Annotated in this window: 21 protein-coding genes; 12 read left to right on the top strand and 9 right to left on the bottom strand. The window is 67.9% G+C overall.

The window, feature by feature from the left end:
• The gene (locus tag LT948_RS12900) at nt 1-1,839 is read left to right on the top strand and encodes a nitric oxide reductase activation protein NorD (RefSeq protein ID WP_073657359.1); all 1,839 of its coding nucleotides are present in this window, start codon (nt 1-3) and stop codon (nt 1,837-1,839) included.
• Between the two features lie 6 nt (nt 1,840-1,845).
• Here the strand turns inward: LT948_RS12900 and LT948_RS12905 are convergent, their stop codons facing one another.
• The 3 genes from LT948_RS12905 to LT948_RS12915 all read right to left on the bottom strand — a co-directional run bounded on the left by LT948_RS12905 (nt 1,846) and on the right by LT948_RS12915 (nt 4,039).
• The gene (locus LT948_RS12905) at nt 1,846-2,040 is read right to left on the bottom strand and encodes a hypothetical protein (protein ID WP_003084889.1); all 195 of its coding nucleotides are present in this window, start codon (nt 2,038-2,040) and stop codon (nt 1,846-1,848) included.
• 83 nt (nt 2,041-2,123) lie between these two features.
• Nucleotides 2,124-2,807 (bottom strand): transcriptional regulator Dnr, encoded by a 684-nt coding sequence (gene dnr / locus LT948_RS12910; RefSeq protein ID WP_003084891.1) that lies wholly within the window; start codon nt 2,805-2,807, stop codon nt 2,124-2,126.
• Nucleotides 2,808-3,160: 353 nt separating this feature from the next.
• Nucleotides 3,161-4,039, bottom strand: coding sequence for a LysR family transcriptional regulator (locus LT948_RS12915; RefSeq protein ID WP_003084893.1), 879 nt, complete (start codon nt 4,037-4,039; stop codon nt 3,161-3,163).
• 101 nt (nt 4,040-4,140) lie between these two features.
• Here LT948_RS12915 and LT948_RS12920 point away from each other — a divergent pair, with 101 nt between their 5' ends.
• Genes LT948_RS12920 through LT948_RS12935 form a run of 4 tightly spaced genes read left to right on the top strand, consistent with a single transcriptional unit; the run spans nt 4,141 to nt 6,965 of the window.
• On the top strand, nt 4,141-4,842 hold the full coding sequence (locus tag LT948_RS12920; protein ID WP_003084895.1) for an MOSC domain-containing protein: 702 nt from the start codon (nt 4,141-4,143) through the stop codon (nt 4,840-4,842).
• The gene (locus LT948_RS12925; protein WP_003101561.1) at nt 4,839-5,075 is read left to right on the top strand and encodes a hypothetical protein; all 237 of its coding nucleotides are present in this window, start codon (nt 4,839-4,841) and stop codon (nt 5,073-5,075) included. Before LT948_RS12920 ends, LT948_RS12925 begins: the two co-directional genes overlap by 4 nt.
• Nucleotides 5,068-6,249, top strand: a complete 1,182-nt coding sequence (locus LT948_RS12930) for an aspartate aminotransferase family protein (protein WP_003117940.1) — start codon at nt 5,068-5,070, stop codon at nt 6,247-6,249. Before LT948_RS12925 ends, LT948_RS12930 begins: the two co-directional genes overlap by 8 nt.
• The gene (locus LT948_RS12935) at nt 6,249-6,965 is read left to right on the top strand and encodes a type 1 glutamine amidotransferase (RefSeq protein WP_003084901.1); all 717 of its coding nucleotides are present in this window, start codon (nt 6,249-6,251) and stop codon (nt 6,963-6,965) included. Before LT948_RS12930 ends, LT948_RS12935 begins: the two co-directional genes overlap by 1 nt.
• Nucleotides 6,966-7,039: 74 nt before the next feature.
• Here LT948_RS12935 and LT948_RS12940 read toward each other — a convergent pair whose 3' ends face one another.
• Complete coding sequence (locus LT948_RS12940) at nt 7,040-7,303, bottom strand: hypothetical protein (protein WP_003084903.1); 264 nt, start codon at nt 7,301-7,303, stop codon at nt 7,040-7,042.
• Between the two features lie 285 nt (nt 7,304-7,588).
• Here LT948_RS12940 and LT948_RS12945 point away from each other — a divergent pair, with 285 nt between their 5' ends.
• From LT948_RS12945 to LT948_RS12955, 3 genes are all read left to right on the top strand, one after another.
• A complete protein-coding gene (locus LT948_RS12945) occupies nt 7,589-9,079 on the top strand; it encodes a helix-turn-helix transcriptional regulator (RefSeq protein ID WP_003084906.1) in 1,491 nt (496 codons plus the stop codon).
• Between the two features lie 337 nt (nt 9,080-9,416).
• Nucleotides 9,417-10,706, top strand: a complete 1,290-nt coding sequence (locus LT948_RS12950) for an NAD(P)/FAD-dependent oxidoreductase (RefSeq protein ID WP_021263080.1) — start codon at nt 9,417-9,419, stop codon at nt 10,704-10,706.
• 17 nt (nt 10,707-10,723) lie between these two features.
• Nucleotides 10,724-11,278, top strand: a complete 555-nt coding sequence (locus LT948_RS12955; RefSeq protein WP_003084911.1) for a helix-turn-helix domain-containing protein — start codon at nt 10,724-10,726, stop codon at nt 11,276-11,278.
• 110 nt (nt 11,279-11,388) lie between these two features.
• On the opposite strand, the gene LT948_RS12960 is transcribed toward LT948_RS12955, so the two are convergent.
• The 3 genes from LT948_RS12960 to LT948_RS12970 all read right to left on the bottom strand — a co-directional run bounded on the left by LT948_RS12960 (nt 11,389) and on the right by LT948_RS12970 (nt 13,623).
• A complete protein-coding gene (locus LT948_RS12960) occupies nt 11,389-12,414 on the bottom strand; it encodes a TPM domain-containing protein (protein WP_218816323.1) in 1,026 nt (341 codons plus the stop codon).
• A gap of 3 nt (nt 12,415-12,417) precedes the next feature.
• Nucleotides 12,418-13,026: a LemA family protein gene (locus LT948_RS12965; protein ID WP_003084923.1), complete on the bottom strand. Its 609-nt coding sequence runs from the start codon at nt 13,024-13,026 to the stop codon at nt 12,418-12,420.
• 87 nt (nt 13,027-13,113) lie between these two features.
• A complete protein-coding gene (locus LT948_RS12970; protein ID WP_003101580.1) occupies nt 13,114-13,623 on the bottom strand; it encodes a disulfide bond formation protein B in 510 nt (169 codons plus the stop codon).
• A 228-nt stretch (nt 13,624-13,851) separates the two neighbouring features.
• Between LT948_RS12970 and LT948_RS12975 the strand changes: the two genes are divergently transcribed.
• From LT948_RS12975 to LT948_RS12985, 3 genes are all read left to right on the top strand, one after another.
• Nucleotides 13,852-14,682, top strand: coding sequence for a DMT family transporter (locus LT948_RS12975; protein ID WP_003084928.1), 831 nt, complete (start codon nt 13,852-13,854; stop codon nt 14,680-14,682).
• Between the two features lie 69 nt (nt 14,683-14,751).
• Nucleotides 14,752-15,138 carry an MAPEG family protein gene (locus LT948_RS12980; RefSeq protein ID WP_003101585.1) on the top strand — a complete coding sequence of 129 codons (387 nt, stop codon included), beginning with the start codon at nt 14,752-14,754 and terminating at the stop codon, nt 15,136-15,138.
• 112 nt (nt 15,139-15,250) lie between these two features.
• Entirely contained in the window at nt 15,251-15,709 is a 459-nt protein-coding gene (locus LT948_RS12985) for a c-type cytochrome (RefSeq protein WP_003110213.1), read from the top strand.
• A gap of 191 nt (nt 15,710-15,900) precedes the next feature.
• Here LT948_RS12985 and LT948_RS12990 read toward each other — a convergent pair whose 3' ends face one another.
• The gene (locus LT948_RS12990) at nt 15,901-16,320 is read right to left on the bottom strand and encodes a DUF1090 domain-containing protein (protein WP_003084937.1); all 420 of its coding nucleotides are present in this window, start codon (nt 16,318-16,320) and stop codon (nt 15,901-15,903) included.
• A gap of 249 nt (nt 16,321-16,569) precedes the next feature.
• On the opposite strand from LT948_RS12990, the gene LT948_RS12995 reads away from it, so the two are divergent.
• The gene (locus LT948_RS12995) at nt 16,570-17,538 is read left to right on the top strand and encodes an alpha/beta hydrolase family esterase (RefSeq protein WP_003129152.1); all 969 of its coding nucleotides are present in this window, start codon (nt 16,570-16,572) and stop codon (nt 17,536-17,538) included.
• Between the two features lie 3 nt (nt 17,539-17,541).
• On the opposite strand, the gene LT948_RS13000 is transcribed toward LT948_RS12995, so the two are convergent.
• A complete protein-coding gene (locus tag LT948_RS13000) occupies nt 17,542-18,285 on the bottom strand; it encodes a metallophosphoesterase (RefSeq protein WP_003110215.1) in 744 nt (247 codons plus the stop codon).
• Nucleotides 18,286-18,403: the final 118 nt, after the last annotated feature.

Raw genomic sequence — 18,403 nt, forward strand, 5'->3', positions numbered from 1 at the left:
ATGGCCTTCGCCGTCGAGCTGGAGGAATGGGTCGGCGCCCACTGGCACCGCTTCATCACCCGCCATGCCAGCGGCGAGTTCGAGGCGGCGCGGGTGACCCTGGAGAGCATGCGGCGTCCGCTCGGCATGCTCTTCCGGGCGCTCGGCGGCGCACCGGGGGTAGCCCTCGAGGCGACCCCGGCGCGCCGCCTGCTGCTACGCCGCACTTGGTTGCAGCGGGTCGCCGGGACCTGCGAGCAGGCCCCGGTGTCCTGGTTCAACGGCGACAGCCTGCGCCTGCCGGAATCCCTCGCGGTCTATCCGCAGGCCGAGCTGAACCGTGAACTGTATCGCTGGCTGGCGCTGCTGGCGGCCAGCGCCGGGCCGCTGCGGCACTGGGCCCAGGACAACCAGCGCTGGGCGCGGCAGTTGCTCGACGCCTATCCGGCGCTGCGCCCGCGCTACGCCCGGCTGGTCGCCGCGCATCTGCGCCAGCGCCCGTCGCTGGACGATTGCCCGGCGGCAGATGCCGAACTGGAAATCGCCCTGCGCCGCGCGCTTGCCGAGCCGGGCAGCGTCGAGCGCTTCCCGCGAGTCGAGCGGGCGCCCTGGCCGGTGCCGCTGTGGCTGTATCCCGGCGAGCGCTGGACGCCTTCCGCCAGCGCGGAGGACGGCGAGGAAGCGGCCGCCGGCGCCGGCAAGCGCCAGGTCGCCCGCAGCGGAGCGCGCAAGCGCGCCGAGCGCGTCGAGGAGCGCGACAGCGAGCGCAACCTGCTGCTGTTCCGCCTGGAAAGCCTGCTCAGTTGGTCGGAGCACCTGGCCCTGGACCGCTGTAGCGACGACGAGGACGACCCGGACGGCGCGCGCGTCGCCGAAGACCTCGACTACCTGTCGCTGTCGCGCCAGCGCACGCAGAAGGGCGGCGGCCTGCGCCTGGATCTCGACCTGCCGGCCGCCGACTACGATGACCTGCCGCTCGGCCCCGGGCTGAAGCTGCCCGAGTGGGACTGTCGGCAGCAGCGTCTGCTGAGCGACCACGTGCTGCTGCAACCAATGCGGCCGCGCGGCGCGACCAGCGCCAGCCTGCCGGCGCACCTGGAGAAGACCGCGCTGCATCTGCGCCGCCAGTTCGCCTGCCTGCGCGACGGCCGCCAACGCCTGCGCCAGCAGCCGCAGGGCGACGAGATCGACCTCGATGCCTGGCTCGACTTCCAGGTCGAGCGGCGGCGCGGCGGTTCCACCCAGCCAGGCCTGTTCCTCGAACAGCGGCCGCGCCGGCGCGACCTCGCCTGCCTGTTGCTGGCGGACCTGTCGATGTCCACCGAAGCCTACCTCGACGACCAGCGGCGGGTGATCGACAGCATCGTCGACAGCCTGCTGCTGTTCGGCGAGGCGTTGCAGGCGCTGGGCGACCCCTTCGCGCTGTACGGGTTTTCCTCGGTGCGCCGGCAGCAGGTGCGCTGGCAGGTGCTGAAGGATTTCGACGAAGGCTACGGCGGCGAGGTCCGCGGTCGCGTGCTGGCGCTCTCGCCGGGCTACTACACGCGGATGGGCGCGGCGATCCGCCGGGCCAGCCAGGTGCTCGGCGGGCAGCCGCAGAAGCGTCGCCTGCTGTTGCTGTTGAGCGACGGCAAGCCCAACGACCTGGACCGCTACGAGGGCCGCTACGGCATCGAGGACACCCGCCAGGCGGTGATCGAGGCGCGCAGCCAGGGACTGGTGCCCTTCTGCATCACCATCGACAAGGAGGCGGCGGACTACCTGCCCTACCTGTTCGGCGCCGACGGCTTCGCGCTGGTCGAGCGCGCCGGGCAGTTGCCCGAGCGCCTGCTCCAGCTCTATCGGCGCCTGCGCCGCTGAGAGGCCTCAGGGAACATCGCGCGGCAGCCAGAGCATCATGCCCAGGCAGAACAGCGCCAGCCCGACGCAGAACCAGGCGAAGCGCCGCTGCCGGCGACCCTGGAGCTGGCGCTGGGAAGCGCTGGGCAGTGGCATGCCGCACTGTTCGCAGGCGCTTTCCGCGCCTTCGGTTTCATGGAGGCAATACAGGCATTGGCGCATGGGCGTTCTCGCGGGCTCGACCCCGCCAGCTTGCCGGTGGACGGACCGTGGCGCGCTTGACCGCGATCAAGCGGCGGGGCTGTTCACTCGAAGCACTCCAGGCGTTCGCGGTCGAGGATGCTGATTTCGCGGCCGTCGAGGCGGATGATGCCCTCGTCGCCGAGGCGGTGCATGATCCGCGAGAAGGTTTCCGGCTGGATCGACAGGTGACCGGCCACCAGTTGCTTGGCCACCGGGATTTCCACCCGGCAGTTCTCCCCCGGCGCGTGGGCGGCGAGGGTCAGCAGGTAGCGCACCACGCGGTGGGTGGCGTTCTTCAGGGAAAGCGTCTCGATCTCGTCGATGCGCTGGTGCAGGCGGGTGCTGAGCTTGGCCAGCAGGGCCAGGGCCAACGGGGTGTTGTCCTGCAACTGGCGCAGGTAGGCCTTGTTGGAGAAACGGAACAGCTGGCTGGGCACCACGGCCTGGGCGGTGGCCACGTAGTTCGGGGTGTCCATGAACATCATCGCCTCGGCGAAGGTGTTGCGTTCGTTGGTCACTTCGAGAATCTTCTCCTGGCCTTCCGGGGTCAGCCGGTAGATCTTCACGCAGCCGGAAATCAGGTAGTAGAAGGCGTGCGCCGGCTCGCCCTGGCGGAACACGTAGGCGCCCTTGTCGAGGTTGACCAGGTCGCTGCTGGCGAGCAGTTCCTGGAGCTGGACGGGAGAAAGCGGTTCGAACAGGTGGTGGCTTTGCAGCAACTGCTGGTGGACGCGCTGGAATTCCATGCTGGGAAGGCTCGCGATGATGAGGGGACTGGCCACTGTAGCGGGCCCGGCGCAGATCATCTTGACGCACGGCAAGCTCCCGGCGGCTGGGTGTTGCCGTCGGTCCGGCGAGCGGAACTATTACAGCGTGTAAGCCAAGGCTTACAAACGGCGGTGGTTTTGGCTGCTTTCTCCCCCTCGCAGAGATGCGTAATCTTCAAACCGTCAGGACATTGCGCAGGAAGCGCCAAAGACAATACGGAAACTCAGGGAATCCACCATGGATGGTGGCGTAGCACGGATGTCAGGATAGAGGTCTGCAAAACCCCGCCCAAAAGGCGGGGTTTTTTATTGCCCGAGGAAAACCGCGTCGCTCAGACCACGCCTTCCAGCAGCGAGCGCAGCAGCTCGACGCTGGCGTGCTGGCGTTGCGCGTCGCGGTAGACCAGGCCGACCTTCAGCGGGATGCGCGGTTCGCTGAGCGGTTTCCACAGCAGCCGCTGGTTCGAGTGCATCTGCCGTGCCTTGCCCGGTAGAACGGTGGCGAAGCGGGTCTGCGGCAGGCTGTCGAGAATCCCGCTCATGTGGTTCAGTTCCGCCTGCACCCGCGGCCGCCGGCCGATCGCGGCGAGTTGCTCCTGCCAGATCTGGCGCGCGCGGAACTCTTCGCCGAGCAGCAGCATCGGCAACTCCGCGGCCTGGGCCAGGGACACCTTTCTGAACTCCTTCAACGGGTGTTCCTCGGGGATCACCAGCTGCAATTCGTCCTCGTACAGCTCGACGCTGTGCAAGCCCGGCTGGCGCGGCGGCAGGAAGCCGATGCCGATATCCAGGTTGCCGGTGAGCAGGCGCCGCTCGATGTCGATTCCCGACAGTTCGTAGATCTGCACCCGCAGGTGCGGCTGCGCGGCGTGCAGGCGTTCGACCATGTACGGCACCAGGCTGGCGTTGACCGTCTGCAGCACGCCGATCGCCAGGCTGCGCGGGGTCTGTCCGCGGAATACGCGCATCGCCTCGCGGGCCCTTTCCAATCCCTCCAGCAGCGGTACCGCATGGTTGTACAGGGTGTGTGCGGCGACGGTCGGCAGCAGGCGCTTGCCGCTGCGCTGGAACAGCGAGACGTCGAGGTTCTGCTCCAACTGGCGGATCTGCTGCGAGAGGGCCGGTTGCGACAGGGCCAGGCGTTCGGCGGCGCGGCCGACGTGGCCTTCTTCGTAGAGCGCGACGAAATAGCGGAGTTGGCGAAAATCCATAAGCTGTTCTTATCGATGAAACTGGAAAATCGAAATGGAGTGGGTCCCGCGTGAGGCACTAGTCTAGCTGCATTGGCGGTACATCGGGTGGTCGCGGAGCAATGGAGCAGATAGTCGTAAACGGTGTTTTCATAGGTAAAGTCGAAGAAACCTGGGGCGGATTGGTCAGCGCGATCGACAAGCTGCCGGTCGAGCAGGAGTTCTGGCTGGGCCACGATGGCCTGCCCGGCGACGAACAGGCCGACATCCGCCACCACGGCGGCCTCGAGCGCGCTCTTCATCACTATCCCGCCGAGCACTACCGCTACTGGCGCAAGCGCCACCCGCTGAACCGCTGGCAACTGCCGGCGTTCGGCGAGAACATCTCGACCTACGGCATCACCGAAGCCGAGGTCTGCATCGGCGACCAGTTCCATTGGGGCGATGCCCTGCTGGAAGTCAGCCAGCCGCGTTCGCCCTGCTATCGCCAGGGCCAGCGCTGGAATCTTCCCGAGCTGCCCGACGAATTGCAGAGCGGCGGCCGCTGCGGCTGGTTCTATCGGGTCCTGCGCAGCGGCATGGTGACTCCCGGGGACGAGCTGAAGCTGGTCCAGCGGCATTACCCTGAACTGACCGTCGCCCGCCTGTTGCAGTGGTATTTCGGCGATCCCCTGGAGCCTCTCGGGTTGCGCCAGATGATGGCCTGCGACGCGCTATCCCAGCGTTGGCGCAAGACAGCGGCGAAACGCCTGTCCAGCGGCGTGGTGGAAGACTGGGGGCCGCGCCTGCGCGGACCGTCGGATTACCGGGAGCATGCCTCTTGAGCGACTACCTGATCACCCTGAGCCAGTCCGGCCGGCTGTTGGCCAGCATGACGGTGAGCGCCGCGCGCTTTGCCGAGGTGCGCGAGCTGATGCGCCAGCGCTTCCCCGCCGGCGACGGCTTCGAACTGCGCATCGAAACGCGCCGGGAAAGCCGCCGGCTGCTGGAACAGGGGCCGCAGGGCGTGCGCTTGCTGGCGGTGGAGTACATGACCGAGGAACTGAAAGATGGCTGATGCGCTGGATAGCCTGCGCCTGATGCGCACCCAGGAACGGCCCGAACAGGTGTTCGTCCGTGGCCAGGGCTCGTGGCTGTGGGACAGCGACGGACGTGCCTTCCTCGACTTCACCCAGGGCCTGGCGGTGAACTGCCTTGGCCACAGTCCCAGCGTGCTGGTCCAGGCCCTGGCCCGGCAGGCGCGGGAGCTGGTCAGCGCCGGCCCCGGCCTGCTCAACCGGCCGGTGCTGGCATTGGCGCAGCGCCTGTGCCTGGCGACCGGCAGCGACCAGGCCTACTTCCTCACCAGCGGCGCCGAGGCCAACGAAGCGGCCATCGCCCTGGCGCGCAAGTGGGGCCGCCTGCATCGCGGCGGCGCGCAACGGATCGTCAGCACCGTCAACAGCATCCATGGACGCACCCCGGGCACCCTGACGGCTTGTGGCAAGCCGGCGCAGCATGGCCTGGAGGGATTCGCCAGGGTGCCGTTCAATGACCTCGACGCCATGGCCGCGGCCATCGACGAAGAGACGGTGGCGGTGATGCTGGAGCCGGTGCAGGGCGATGCCGGGGTGATCCCGGCGACCCTCGACTACCTGCGTGGCATCGAGCGGCTGTGCCGGCAGCGTGGCGTCCTGTTGATCCTCGACGAGGTGCAGACCGGCATCGGCCGCTGCGGCGCGCTGCTGGCGGAGGAACTGTACGGGGTACGCGCCGACATCGTTACCCTCGGCAAGGGCCTCGGCGCCGGGGTGCCGCTGTCGGCGCTGCTGGCGCGTGGCAACGCCTGTTGCTTCGAACCGGGCGACCAGCTTGGCACCCACCATGGCAACGCGTTGATGACCGCTGCCGGGCTGGCGGTACTGAATACCGTGCTGGAGCCGGGTTTCCTGGAGCAGGTGCGCGAGCAGGGCACTCACCTGCGCGATGGCCTGGCCCGTGTCGCGCGTCGCTATGGGCATGGTCCGCTGCGCGGCCAGGGACTGTTCTGGGGGCTGCCGCTGATCGGCCAGCGCGCGCCGGCGGTGGTTCGCGCGGCGTTCGGCGAAGGCCTGCTGATCAACGCGCCGCAGCCGCATTGCCTGCGTTTTTCCCCGGCGCTGACGGTGAGCCGGGCCAACGTCGACGAAATGCTGCGGCGACTGGAACGGGCCCTGGCCCGGGTCGCCAACCGACACGAGGAGGTGGCCTGATGCGCGCCTTGGTATTGCAACACGTTCCCTTCGAAGGCAGCGCGCGGATCGGCGACTGGATCGGCCGCCACTGCGAGCACGAGCACGTCTGCTACCTCTACGCCGACGCCCACCTGCCTGCGCTGGACAGCTTCGACCTGCTGGTGGTGATGGGCGGGCCGATGAGCGTCCACGACGAAGCGCAATATCCCTGGCTGGTGGCGGAGAAGCGTTTGATCCGCGCGGCGCTGGATGCCGGCAAGAAGGTCCTCGGCATCTGCCTCGGCGCGCAGCTGCTGGCCCAGGCGCTGGGAGCTGCGGTACGCCCGGGACGCCAGGCGGAGATCGGCTGGTGGCCGCTGCACAGGTACAGCCAGGCGCTGGGCTCGCCGCTGGGCGAGCGCCTGCCGGAACGGCTGATGGCGTTCCACTGGCACGGCGAGACCTTCGACCTGCCAGCCGGCAGCGTGCCGCTCTATGGTTCGGCTGCCTGCGCCAACCAGGGCTTCATCTGGAACGAGCAGGCTATCGGCCTGCAATGTCACCTGGAAAGCACCGCGGAGAGCATCGAGGCGCTGCTCGATGCCTGCCCGCAGGACCTGCAACGGGAAGGGGCGGTGCAGAGCGCCGGGAGGATCCGCCAGGGTGTCGCGCATTGCCGCGAGGTGGCGCCGGTGCTGTTCCTGTTGCTCGATTACCTGGCGCATCGGCCGGCGGAGATCGCACGCCGGGCCTGATCGCCAGAAAGATTCCTCTGTCCTCGCATGCGCCTCCGGACGTCGTTTTGGTCCTGTGGGGCGCTTTTTTTATTCTAGGCTGCGTGCTTTCCCAACCAGGGCTCCAGTAGTGCCAGGTCGCGACGCAGGCTTTCGGCGAACAGGTGCAGGCGGGTGGGGTTGTCCAGCTCGCCGGGCTGGATGCCGACGAAGGTGAAGGTTTCGTCGTGCTCTCGGGCGGCGACATTGATACTGACGGTGCCGTCGTAGTGCATCCGGCACTGGCAGTCGTAGCCTTCCAGCGCCTGGTTCAGGCTGCGCTGGATCTCGCCGAGATCGGGGTGCTTGTTCTTGCTCATCGCATCGCTCATGCAAGGGGATGGGGCTTTCTTCTCGTGCAGGGCGAGTCGGGTGGATGCGTCGACGACCTCGGGACCGAGGGGCGGCGTAGCCTCCCGGCCGGCGCGGCGTCTGGGCTTCCCGCCCGGACATTGCTTCCTGTATCGCCAGGGTAGGGGTGCCTCCGCTATCGTTTCGCGATGCAAATGCACTAGCACCGCTAGTGCAATCGTCACGCGTGCGCGGTCAGGGCGGGCGGGCATCCTTGCTGCCCCCGGAAAATCGCTCCATCCAAGAGGAACAGCATGAACGACCAGGTACTGCGTACCCAGACCGACCGCCGCCAGTTGCAGCAGATCATCGCCGGTCTTACCGAAGGGGTGATCCTGATCGAGCCGGACCAGCGCATCCTCTGGGCCAACGAGGCGGCCCTGGCGATGCACGGCGTCGATTCGCTGGAAGGCCTGGGCGCCGATACCGGCGAGTATCGCGAGCGCTTTCGCCTGCGCTACCGCAACAATCATCCGCTGCAGGAGGGCCAGTACCCGGCCGAGCGCCTGGTGGCTGGCGAGTGCTTCAGCGACGTGGTGGTGGAAGTGTTTCCCGCCGCCGACGAGGACACCCGCTGGGTGCACCGCGTGCGCGGGTTGGTGCTGACCACCCCCGAGGACAAGCCCGACTGCCTGGTGCTGATCCTCCACGACGCCACCGAGTGGGCCAGCGCCGAGCAGCGCTTCGAGAAGACCTTCAATGCCAACCCGGCGCCGGCGGTGATCTGCCGGCTCAGCGACTACCGCTACGTGAAGGTCAATGTCGGTTTCCTGGAAATGACCGGCTATGCCCGCGACCAGGTGATCGGCCGTTCGGTGTACGAGCTGGACGTACTCGACCAGGCCGAGCGCCGCGAACTGGCGGTGGAACGCCTGGGCGCCGGCGAGACCATCCCGCAGATGGAGGCGAGCCTGCGGGTGGCGGAGGGCGGACGCAAGTGCGTGGTGGTCGCCGGGCAACCGATAGAGGTCGGCGAGGAGGCCTGCATGCTCTTCACCTTCACCGATCTCGAACCGCGGAAGAAGGCCGAGGAGGCCCTGCGCAAGAGCGAGGAGCGCTTCGCCAAGGCCTTCCGCATGGCACCGGTGCCGAGCCTGGTGCTGTACGGCGACGACCTGCAGGCGCTGGACATCAACCAGGCCTTCAGCGAAACCTTCGGCTACCAGGCCGAGGAACTGCTCGGCGAGTCCACCGTCGCCTGCGGGCTGTGGCAGGACGGCGGCGCCGAGCGCCTGGGCGAGCTGCTGGCGCAGAGCGGCAGCGTGCGCAACGTCCAGCTGCGCCTGCAGCACAAGGATCGCAACGGCCTGGACTGCCTGGTCTCGGCCGAGGCGGTGAGCCTCAACGAGCAGGACTGCGTGCTGGTGGCCTTGCTGGACATCAGCGACCGGCGGCGCACCGAAATGGAGCTGGTGCACGCCATCGAGACGGTGATGCAGGACGCTTCCTGGTTCAGCCGCACCCTGATCGAAAAGCTCGCCAACGTGCGCCGCGCCAACGCGCCGGGCACCGGCGCCGAACTGGCCGACCTGACTGCGCGCGAGCGCGAGGTGTTCGACCTCATCTGCCAGGGCCTGGCGGACAAGGAGATCGCCAAGGAACTGGGCCTGGCGCCGAACACCGTGCGCAACCACGTGGCGACCATCTACGCCAAGCTCGATGTCCACAGCCGTGGCGAGGCCATCGTCTGGGCACGCGAACGCGGATTCGCGCCGGAGCCGCGCAACGGCAACGGGCGCAAATAAACGAAGAGGGTACGAATGCACCAGGGCGGCTGGTGCATTCGTACCTGTCGCCCGCTCCCGTCGGCGCCGACACTGGCGCAGCACGCCCGGCATGCCCCCGCCCGTGGTCGTGCACCTTTTCTCCGCGGCGCGAGCCGCGCCGTCCGCACGTCTGTTCCCCTCGCCAGTTTCGCTCTGGCGGGGGGCTTCCCGCCTCCTTTCGAATATTTGCCCCTCTGCCTCTGCTGGTGCGCGACGGCATCCTGCCGGCCGTTTGCGAATGCTCGGGACTGGTGTCGTGAAATTTTAAGTGTTATTTTTCATGAAAAATAACCAATATAATTTCACGGAGGTCGCGATGTTCCTGCAATCCAACGAGCATGTCGGCACTTACTACGCCGCCGTCAATCCCGAACTGATCCAGCCGCGCCAGTCCCTGGAGGGCGACCTCGACTGCGAGGTGCTGGTGGTCGGCGCCGGTTTCAGCGGCTTGCACACGGCGCTGCGGCTGGTCGAAGGCGGACGCCAGGTATGCGTCATCGAAGCCAGCCGGATCGCCTGGGCGGCCTCCGGGCGCAACGGCGGGCAGGCGCTGCCCGGCTGGTCCAGCGACCTGCCGCCGCTGGAGGCCGACCTCGGCTACGAAGGCGCACGCCGTCTCTGGGACGGCATGCTCTGGGCGGCCGGCGAGATGCGCGAGTTGCCGCAGCGACATGGCTTCGACTGCGACTACCGGGTCGGCCACCTATGGACGGCGATCCTGCCGCGCCGGGTCGGCTTGCTCTACGACTGGCAGGCCGAGGCCAACCGTCGCTGGGGCTACGAGGGGCTACGCTTCGTGGCGAAGGACGAGTTGCCCGAATGGATCGCCAGCGAGCGCTACCTTGCCGGTCTCTACGATCCCCACGCCGCACACCTGAATCCGCTCAAGCTGGCGTTCGGCCTGGCCGCCGCCATCGAGCGCGCCGGCGGGCGTATCCACGAGCGGACCCGGGCCCTGAACTATCGCGAGGAGGGCGACGGCTACCGGGTCCGTACCGAGCACGGCGAGATCCGCTGCGCGGCGCTGGTGCTGGCCTGCAACGCCTACATCGACGGGCTGGACAGCGAGCTGTCGCAACGGATGCTGCCGGTGGGCACCTATCAGGTCGCCACTGAGCCGCTCGGCGAGGAACGGGCGAAGTCGTTGCTGCCGCGCAACTGCTGCGTGACCGACAACCAGTTCGTCCTCGACTACTTCCGCCTGACCCCGGACCACCGCCTGCTGTTCGGCGGCGGCTGCACCTACCTGGGCGGCATGCCCAGCGACATCCGCGCCGCCACCCGGCCCTATCTCGAACGGGTGTTCCCGCAGTTGCGCGGGGTGGCGCTGGAATACGCCTGGGGCGGGCATATCGACTGCAGCATGCGGCGCACCCCGGACATCGGCCGGCAGGGCAACCGCTACTGGCTGCAAGGCTACTCCGGCCACGGCGTGCTGCCGAGTCTGGCGGCGGCCAGGGCGGTCAGCGACGCGCTGCTCGGCGACGACGAGACCCTGGCGCTCTACCAGCGTCTGCGCAATCCGAAGTTTCCCGGTGGCCAGCGCTTCGCCGCGCCGCTGGAAGCCCTGGGCAAAGCGTATTACCGTTTGCGCGACCTGTTCTGAGAGGGCCCGGAGCCGAGATGAGCGAAGTAGCCGACGACCTGGCGGAGATCGCCAGCCTGGTGCGCGAATTGCGCAAGCGCAAGGGCATCACCCTGCAGGCGCTGGCCGACGGCATTCGCCGTTCGGTGGGCTTCGTCTCCCAGGTCGAGCGCGGCCTGTCGCGGCCGGCGGTGGACGACCTGGTCGCCATCAGCCAGGTGCTCGGGGTGCCGGCGACCTACTTCTTCTGCTCGCCGAAGACCCAGGCCTCGCCCTGGGTGACCCGTCCGGGCGAGCGTCGGACCCTGGCCTACGCTCGTGGCGCCAGCGACAACCTGGTGTCGCCGCGTCTTGGCGGTGCCTTCTTCATGCTCGAAACCTGCCTTGAAGCGGGTGCCGACAGCGGCGAGCGCGACCTGCTGGACAGCTCGGAGCAGGGCGGCTACGTGCTCGAAGGCGAGCTGACCCTGTGGCTGGAGGACGAGGAGCTGCGCCTGCAGGCCGGCGACGGTTTCCAGATTCCCAGCCATATGCGCAGCCGCTATGCCAACCGCAGCCAGGCGCCGGTCAGGGTGCTCTGGGTATACGCCTGACGAGGCGCGTTACCCTGTCGTTTGCCGGATAGCGGCGAAGACTTCCGGCATCGGCGAGAACCGTCGCCGACCGATGAAAAAAGCCCGAGGCACAGGCCTCGGGCTTTTCGTCACCAGCGTCCGGAGGCGCCGCCGCCGCCGCTGGAGCCGCCGCCACCGCGGAAGATGCCGCCACCGCCGCTGCCGCCTCCCCCACCGCCGCCGCGACTATTGAGGATGGCGCTGAGAATGGCCATCAGCACTTCGCCGGGAAGCAGGAACAGGGCGTAGATGAACAGGGTCGGGGCCAGTACGCCGAGACTGTCGTCCGCCGCGCGGTCGACGTTCTGCCACAGGCCCATGCTCAACAGCCAGGCCAGGCCGGCGACCGCCGCGCTGCAAAGCAGGAAGCGGCCGATGCTGCGCCGCCGCATCCACTGCAACGGCAGCAGGCGTCCGAGCAGGGCCACGGCGAGCAGGACCGCCACATAGACACCGAGGTAGACCGGATTGCCCCAGAGCTGTCCGCTCAGGCCGCTCTTCTTCTTCGGCTCCGGCGGGGCGCTGTCATACACCTCACCCTCGTCGACCGGTGCCGGCAGGGCCCGCGGCGGCGTGGCCTCGGGAACCGCCGGCAAGGCGTCGACGGGAGCGCTGGCGGTAGCGCTGTCCGGGTTCTTCTCGGCATCGATCAGTTGCACCAGGCTGTCCACGCCGGCCTGGATGCCGCCATAGAAATTGCCCTGGCGGAACTGCGGCGTGATCTGCTCGCTGATGATCCGCCCGGCCTGGACGTCGGTGATGGCCCCTTCCAGGCCGTAGCCGACCTCGATGCGCAGGGTGCGGTCGTACTTCGCCACCAGCAGCAGGACGCCGTCGTCGACCTTCTTCTGGCCCAGCTTCCATTTCTCGAAGGTACGCACCGCGTACTCCTCGATGGAATCGTCGCCGGTGGTCGGGACCAGCAGCACAGCGAGCTGCGCGCCGCTCTTGGCTTCCAGGGCGGCGAGCTGTTGCTCCAGGTGCTGGCGCTGGTCGCCGGAAAGGGTCGCGGTGAGGTCGGTGACCCGCGCCGTCAGCGCGGGTATCGGTGGCACATCGGCCCAGGCGACCAGGCTGGCGAGCAGCAGCCCGGCGCCCAGTAGCAGCCGGCGCATGGCTTACTGCGCCGGTTGCGGGTTGCCGAAATCGACTTTCGGCGCGGTGGAGATGGCCGCTTCGTTTTCCACGCTGAAGTTCGCCTTGGGCTTGTAGCCGAACAGCTTGGCGGTGATCACGCCGGGGAACTGGCGCAGCAGCACGTTGTATTCCTGTACCGACTTGACGTAGCGGCCGCGAGCGACGGCGATGCGGTTCTCGGTGCCTTCCAGTTGTGTCAGCAGGTCCTTGAACAGGCCGTCGGCCTTCAGTTGCGGGTAGTTCTCGGTGACTACCAGCAGGCGCGAAAGCGCCGAGCTCAGTTCGCCCTGGGCCTTCTGGAAGCGCTGCACGGCCTGCTCGTCGTCCAGTTGGTCGGCGTTCAGCTGCACGCTGCCGACCTTGGCCCGGGCCTCGGTGACCTGGGTCAGGACCGACGCCTCATGGGAGGCATAGCCCTTCACCGTGCTGACCAGGTTGGGCACCAGGTCGGCGCGCCGCTGGTACTGGTTGAGCACTTCCGACCAGGCGGCTTTCACCTGTTCGTCGCCGGCCTGCATGGCGTTGTAGCCGCAGCCGCTGAGCAGCAGGGCGAGGACGGGAAGGAGGGCATTTCTGAGGAATCGAGGCATGGTGGTACTCATCCGGGTTGAGAAAGCTCGATTGTAGACCAGCCAATGGCCAGCACGTTCCTTGTGCCGGCACGGATATCGGCGCTGTCAGGCGGTGCGGCGGCCGAACGCCAGCTTGGCCGCCAGGGCCAGCAGGCAGAACACGAACAGCGCCAGCGACCAGACCGCCATGGACTGGCCGAGCAGGGTCCAGACCACTTCGCCGCACAGTCCCTCGGGCTGGAAGACCTGCGGCAGCCAGGTATCCAGCGGTATCCATTCGGGGAAGCCCATGAACATCTTGCAACTGCCCATGCCCTGGGCAGCCAGTTTCTCTTCCGCGACCAGCGACCAGGCGTGGTAGATCCCGCCCAGGCTGGCGGCGAGCATGCCCAGCGCGGCGATGCCGCCGGCGATCCGCGAACGCGGGGCGAGGCTGCCGACGATCCCGGCGAGCACCAGGCCGAGCACGTCCAGGCGAATGAAGATGCACAGCGAGCAGGGCGCGAAGCCGCGCACGTGCTGGAGGTAGAGGACGAAAGCGAGGATCAGCAGGCCGCCGATGGCGACCGCGGGCCAGAACAAGCGGTTGTCGAGGGGCTTGAGGAGAGCGCTCAAGGCAGGGATTCCTGTGTCGTTGATAAGGGAGGCCGGGCCGGCACTGTGCGGCGCTGGCCGATGGTAGTCCATCAGGATTGCCCGAAGATTAAGCCGTTTGACGTAACGATGTCTGCTGCATGTTTCTCCGCTTTCGTAGGAGCTTTCAGGGAAAAACGCCGCAACGGGGTGAGCATCTGGAGGCTCCGCCGGGATAGACTATCTTGGTCTATACCAATAAGGTCCGTCATGCTAGCCACCAGCCTGGTGCTGTGCGCCGCCGTTCTCCACGCCACCTGGAACACCCTGGTCAAGTTCAGCAGCGACCGCTTGCTGGTCGTCGCCTGCATGGACGTGGTCGGCGTGCTCTGCGCCATCCTGCTGTTGCCCTTCGTCAGCCTGCCGCCGGCCGAAGTCTGGCCCTGGCTGCTCGGCGCCACCGTCCTGCAACTGCTCTACCGGGTACTGCTGATCGAGGCCTACAAGGTCGGCGACCTGGGCCTGGTCTATCCGCTGATGCGCGGGCTGTCGCCGCTGGTGGTGCTGGGCCTGACCCTGGCGTTCGGCGGCGAGCAGCTCAGCGGCCGGCAGATCCTCGGCATCCTGTTGATTCCCTTCGGCATGCTTTGCCTGCTCTGGGGCGGCGGCGGTTCGCGCCTGCCCTGGCGGACCCTGCCGGTGGTGCTGCTGATCGGCCTGTGCATCGGCGGATACACCTGGAGCGACGGCAACGCCCTGAAGCGCTGGCCGTTGGCGCTGGACTACCTGGTCTGGCTGACGCTGCTCTCCGGCCTGCCGTTCCCGCTGATCGCCGCCGGCGCGCGAACCCGCGCCTTCGCCCGCTTCTGGGCGCTGGAGTGGAAGCTCGGCCTGGCGGTCGGGGTCTGCGTGCTGGCCAGCTACGGCCTGGTGCTGTGGGCCATGCAGCTGGGGTCGATCGCCGAAGCGGCGGCGTTGCGCGAGACCAGCGTGCTGTTGGCGGTGCTGTTCGGCATGCGCTTCCTCAACGAGCCGTTCGGACTGCCGCGCCTGCTGGCGTGCGGCCTGGTGCTGGCCGGAATGCTGCTGATGAAACTCTGAAGGGGCTGTGCCTTTACAGAACGAGCGGCGCCAGCTTGAGTTGCAGTTCCACAACCACAAGGAACTGCCATGACCATCGCTTTCTGGTGCGTGCTGATCGCGATCTTCCTGCCTTACGTCTGTACCTCCATCGCCAAGTTCGGCGGGGAGGGCTACGGCGGTCGGGCCAACGCCGACCCGAGGGCGTTCCTCGGTTCGCTCGAAGGCTTTCGCCGGCGTGCCAACAACGCCCAGTTGAACGCTTTCGAAGTGACCCCGGCGTTCGCCGCGGCGGTGATCATCGCCCATCTGGTCGGCAACGCTTCGCAGGCGACCCTGGATAGCCTGGCCATTGCCTGGATCACCAGTCGCCTGCTCTACGTCATCTGCTACCTCGCCGACTGGGGGCCGTTGCGCTCGCTGGTCTGGTTCGTCGGCATGCTGCTCATCGCCGCGTTCTTCGTGGTTTCCGCCTGAGCAGCCCGCTGCGGCCTATGGCCGCAGTGCGGGCGCGCGGCTCTGGATCAATCGGCGGTGGCGGCGGATAATCCGCCGCTTCCGTGATCGACCCTGAAAAAAGAGCCTTGCCATGAAGCTGAAGTCCCTGCTCGTCGTGCTGCTGGCCGGCGTCGCCCTGAGCGGCTGTCACCGTATGGATCCCAATTCGCCCGAGGCCAAGCGCCAGGCGATCTTCAAGGAAATGCTACGGACCAGCGAGGACATGGGCGGGATGCTCCGCGGACGCCTGCCCTTCGACGCGGAGAAGTTCCGCGCCGGATCGGCGAAGTTGCACCAACTGGCCGACCAGCCCTGGCAGTACTTCCCCAGTCCCAAGGCCGGCGAGGAGGGCGAGGACACCCGCGCCAAGGACGAGGTCTGGCAGCGCCAGCAGGAGTTCAAGGCCGCCACCCAGGTCTTCATCGACGCGATGAACCGTCTCCAGGACAACACTCGCCAGGCCACGCCGACCCCGGATGGCGTGCGCAAGGACTTCGCCGCGGTGGAAGACGCCTGCGAAGCCTGCCACAAGAAATTCCGCGCGCTCTGAGGCCGGACCGGGCGTCATACGCCCTGCCTGGAAGGCGCGAGGGGTAGGGCGAATGAGCGCTGGCGCTCATTCGCCGTTGCGGCAGCGCTGGGCGGCACCTGGTGTCCCGCTGCGGCGCGGATGGCGGGTAACGCCGTGGGCGTCATACGCCTTACGTGGGAGGCGCGAGGCGTAGGGCGGTACCTGGTGTCCTACTGTGCCTGGGCCTGTTCCAGGCCTTTCTTGGCCTCTTCCAGTTCGGCGCGGGCCTCGGCCAGCTTGGCCTTGCGTTTCTCGATCTTCTCCGGATCGCCCTTGCCCATGGCCTTGCGCAAATCCTTCTCGCGTTCGCTGACCTCGCGCTCGCTGTCGATCACCTTCTGCTTGTTCTCCCTCAGCAGGCCGGCTTCGGTGCAGTGTTCCTTGACCTCGGAGAGGGCCTTTTCCAAGCCGGCCACCTGGCCTTCGTTGGCGAACGAACGGGCCGTTTCCAGCTTCGCCTCGATGGCGGCCTGCTTGGCGGCGCAACCGCTGAGCGGGGCGCCTTTGGTGGTGCCCGGCTGGGCGGCGGAGAGCGGCAGGGAGACGGCGAGCAGCAGCCCGGCCAGCGGCAGTGAAGGACGAATGGACATCGGTTGGCTCCTTGATCGAACGGCCGGTGCGGTTGCCGGACGACGGCTCGGCCGAGCGTCCTGGCAGGCGGATGAGGCAGGCGGCAGCCGGCGTGACAAAGGCGCAAGTGTGCCAGCAAACGGCACGGTTGTGGTTGTCCGGGAGCAAAGTACGCCGCCCCGGTGTCTCTGGAGAAGGGCCATGGTTCGGGCATTCCGGCGCAACCCGGCCTAACGTTGTCCGAAGACGCCGAGAACGGGAGAACCGCGATGCGTACGCTGATCCGCCTGGTTCGCACGCTTATCCTGCTGCTGGTCCTGGCGCTGCTCGCCGGCGCCTGGTGGTGGCTGCAGGACGAGGCCCTGCGCACCCCCGCGCTGGCCGGCCACAGCGAGGACTCGAGCCTGAAGGTCGCGGGCCTGCGCCGGCATTACCTGCTCTACGTGCCGCCGGGCGTGACCGAGGGAGCGCCGTTGCTGGTGGTGCTGCACGGCTCACGGGGAGACGGCGCGCAGATGCGCCGCATCAGCGGCTACGGCTTCGACCGGCTGGCGGCGCAAGAAGGTTTCCTGGTGGCCTACCCGGACGGCTTCGAGGGCCACTGGAACGATTGCCGCAAGGCCGCCAGCTATTCGGCGCGGCTGCGTGACGTCGATGACGTGGCTTTCCTCCGCGCGCTGGTGGCGCGGCTGGCCCAGGAATACCGCGTCGATCCGCAGCGGGTATATGTCGCCGGCTACTCCAATGGCGGCCAGATGGCTTTCCGCCTGGCCGCCGAAGCACCGGGGTTGCCGGCGGCGATCGCAACGGTGGCGGCGAGCCTGCCGACCACGGAGAACGATGCCTGTCGGCCGGTCGAGCGGCCGACCGCGGCGTTGCTGATCAACGGCACGCGCGATCCGATCAATCCCTATCTCGGCGGCAAGGTCAGCCTGTTCGGCTTCGGCGACCGGGGCGCGGTACGCTCGACCCTGGACTCGGCACGCTGGTGGGCCGGCCTGAACGGCATCGCCGCGCCGCCGGACGTGGCGCCGCTGACCCGTCCCGGCCCGGTCTGGACCGAGCGCCAGCGCTGGCAGGAAGACGGCCATCCGCCGGTGGAGCTGCTCAGCGTGCATGGCGGCGGCCACGTGCTGGCGCAGCCGGACTATCGCTTCCCGCGGATTCTCGGCAAGAGCGACCCGGAACTGGACGCGCCAGCGGAAATCTGGCGCTTCTTCAGCCAGTTGCCGCGCTGAGGCTCAGACCTCGAAGACGAATTCCGGACGGAACCCGCCTCTCTCGTGGGGATAGCCGCCCGGATTGGCCAGCACCCGTGCCCGGCCGATGCGGTAGTCGAGGGCATCGTGGACGTGACCGTGCAGCCAGTAGTCGGCCTGCGCCACCAGTTCGTCGAGGTTGGAAGCGAAGGCTGGCGAGAGCGGGTTGCCGACGAACTGCGGCGGGATCGACAGCGCACTGGGCGCGTGGTGGCTGACCACCAGCGTCGGGCCGTCGTGGGGCCGCGCCAGCTGTTCGGCGAGCCAGTCGCGCGAGGCTCGGTGCAGGGCGATGCTCTGCTCGGGGGTGAAGTCGCCGCCGAACCAGTCGATGCAGCTGAAGTCCGGCATCGATTGCAGGGCCAGCTCATGGGCGGGCGCATAGCCGTCCGCGCCATAGAGCTGGAAGTCGGTCCACAGGGTGGCGCCGAGGAAGCGCGCCGGGCCGATCCGCGCTTCGTCGTTTTCCAGGAAGTGGATCTCCAGCGCCCGGGCGATATTGCGCATCGCCTGGGTCAGGTCGGTCATTTCCGAGGAGTAGAACTCATGGTTGCCGGCGACGTAGACGATCTCGCTGTCGGCGAAGGTCTCGCGGGCCCAGTGCAGGCCTTCCAGGTGGCTGTGGATATCGCCGGCCAGCACCACCACGTCGGCCTCGACCTCTGGCAGTTGGCGTCGCCCGTCGAAATGCTCGTGGTGGAGGTCGGACAGCAGGCGGATCTTCATGGCACGGCTCGGCGGTAGGCGCGGCGGACCAGCATAGCTCCGCCCACCCCGGGGTTGAAGGCCGACAACGATTGACGCAGGTCATGGCTGTGCGGGAAAACCTCGCTGGCCTCGCTAA

Origin of the sequence: Pseudomonas sp. CP-1 (assembly GCF_021213715.1) — a bacterium.
Taxonomy (GTDB): Bacteria; Pseudomonadota; Gammaproteobacteria; order Pseudomonadales; family Pseudomonadaceae; genus Pseudomonas; species Pseudomonas aeruginosa.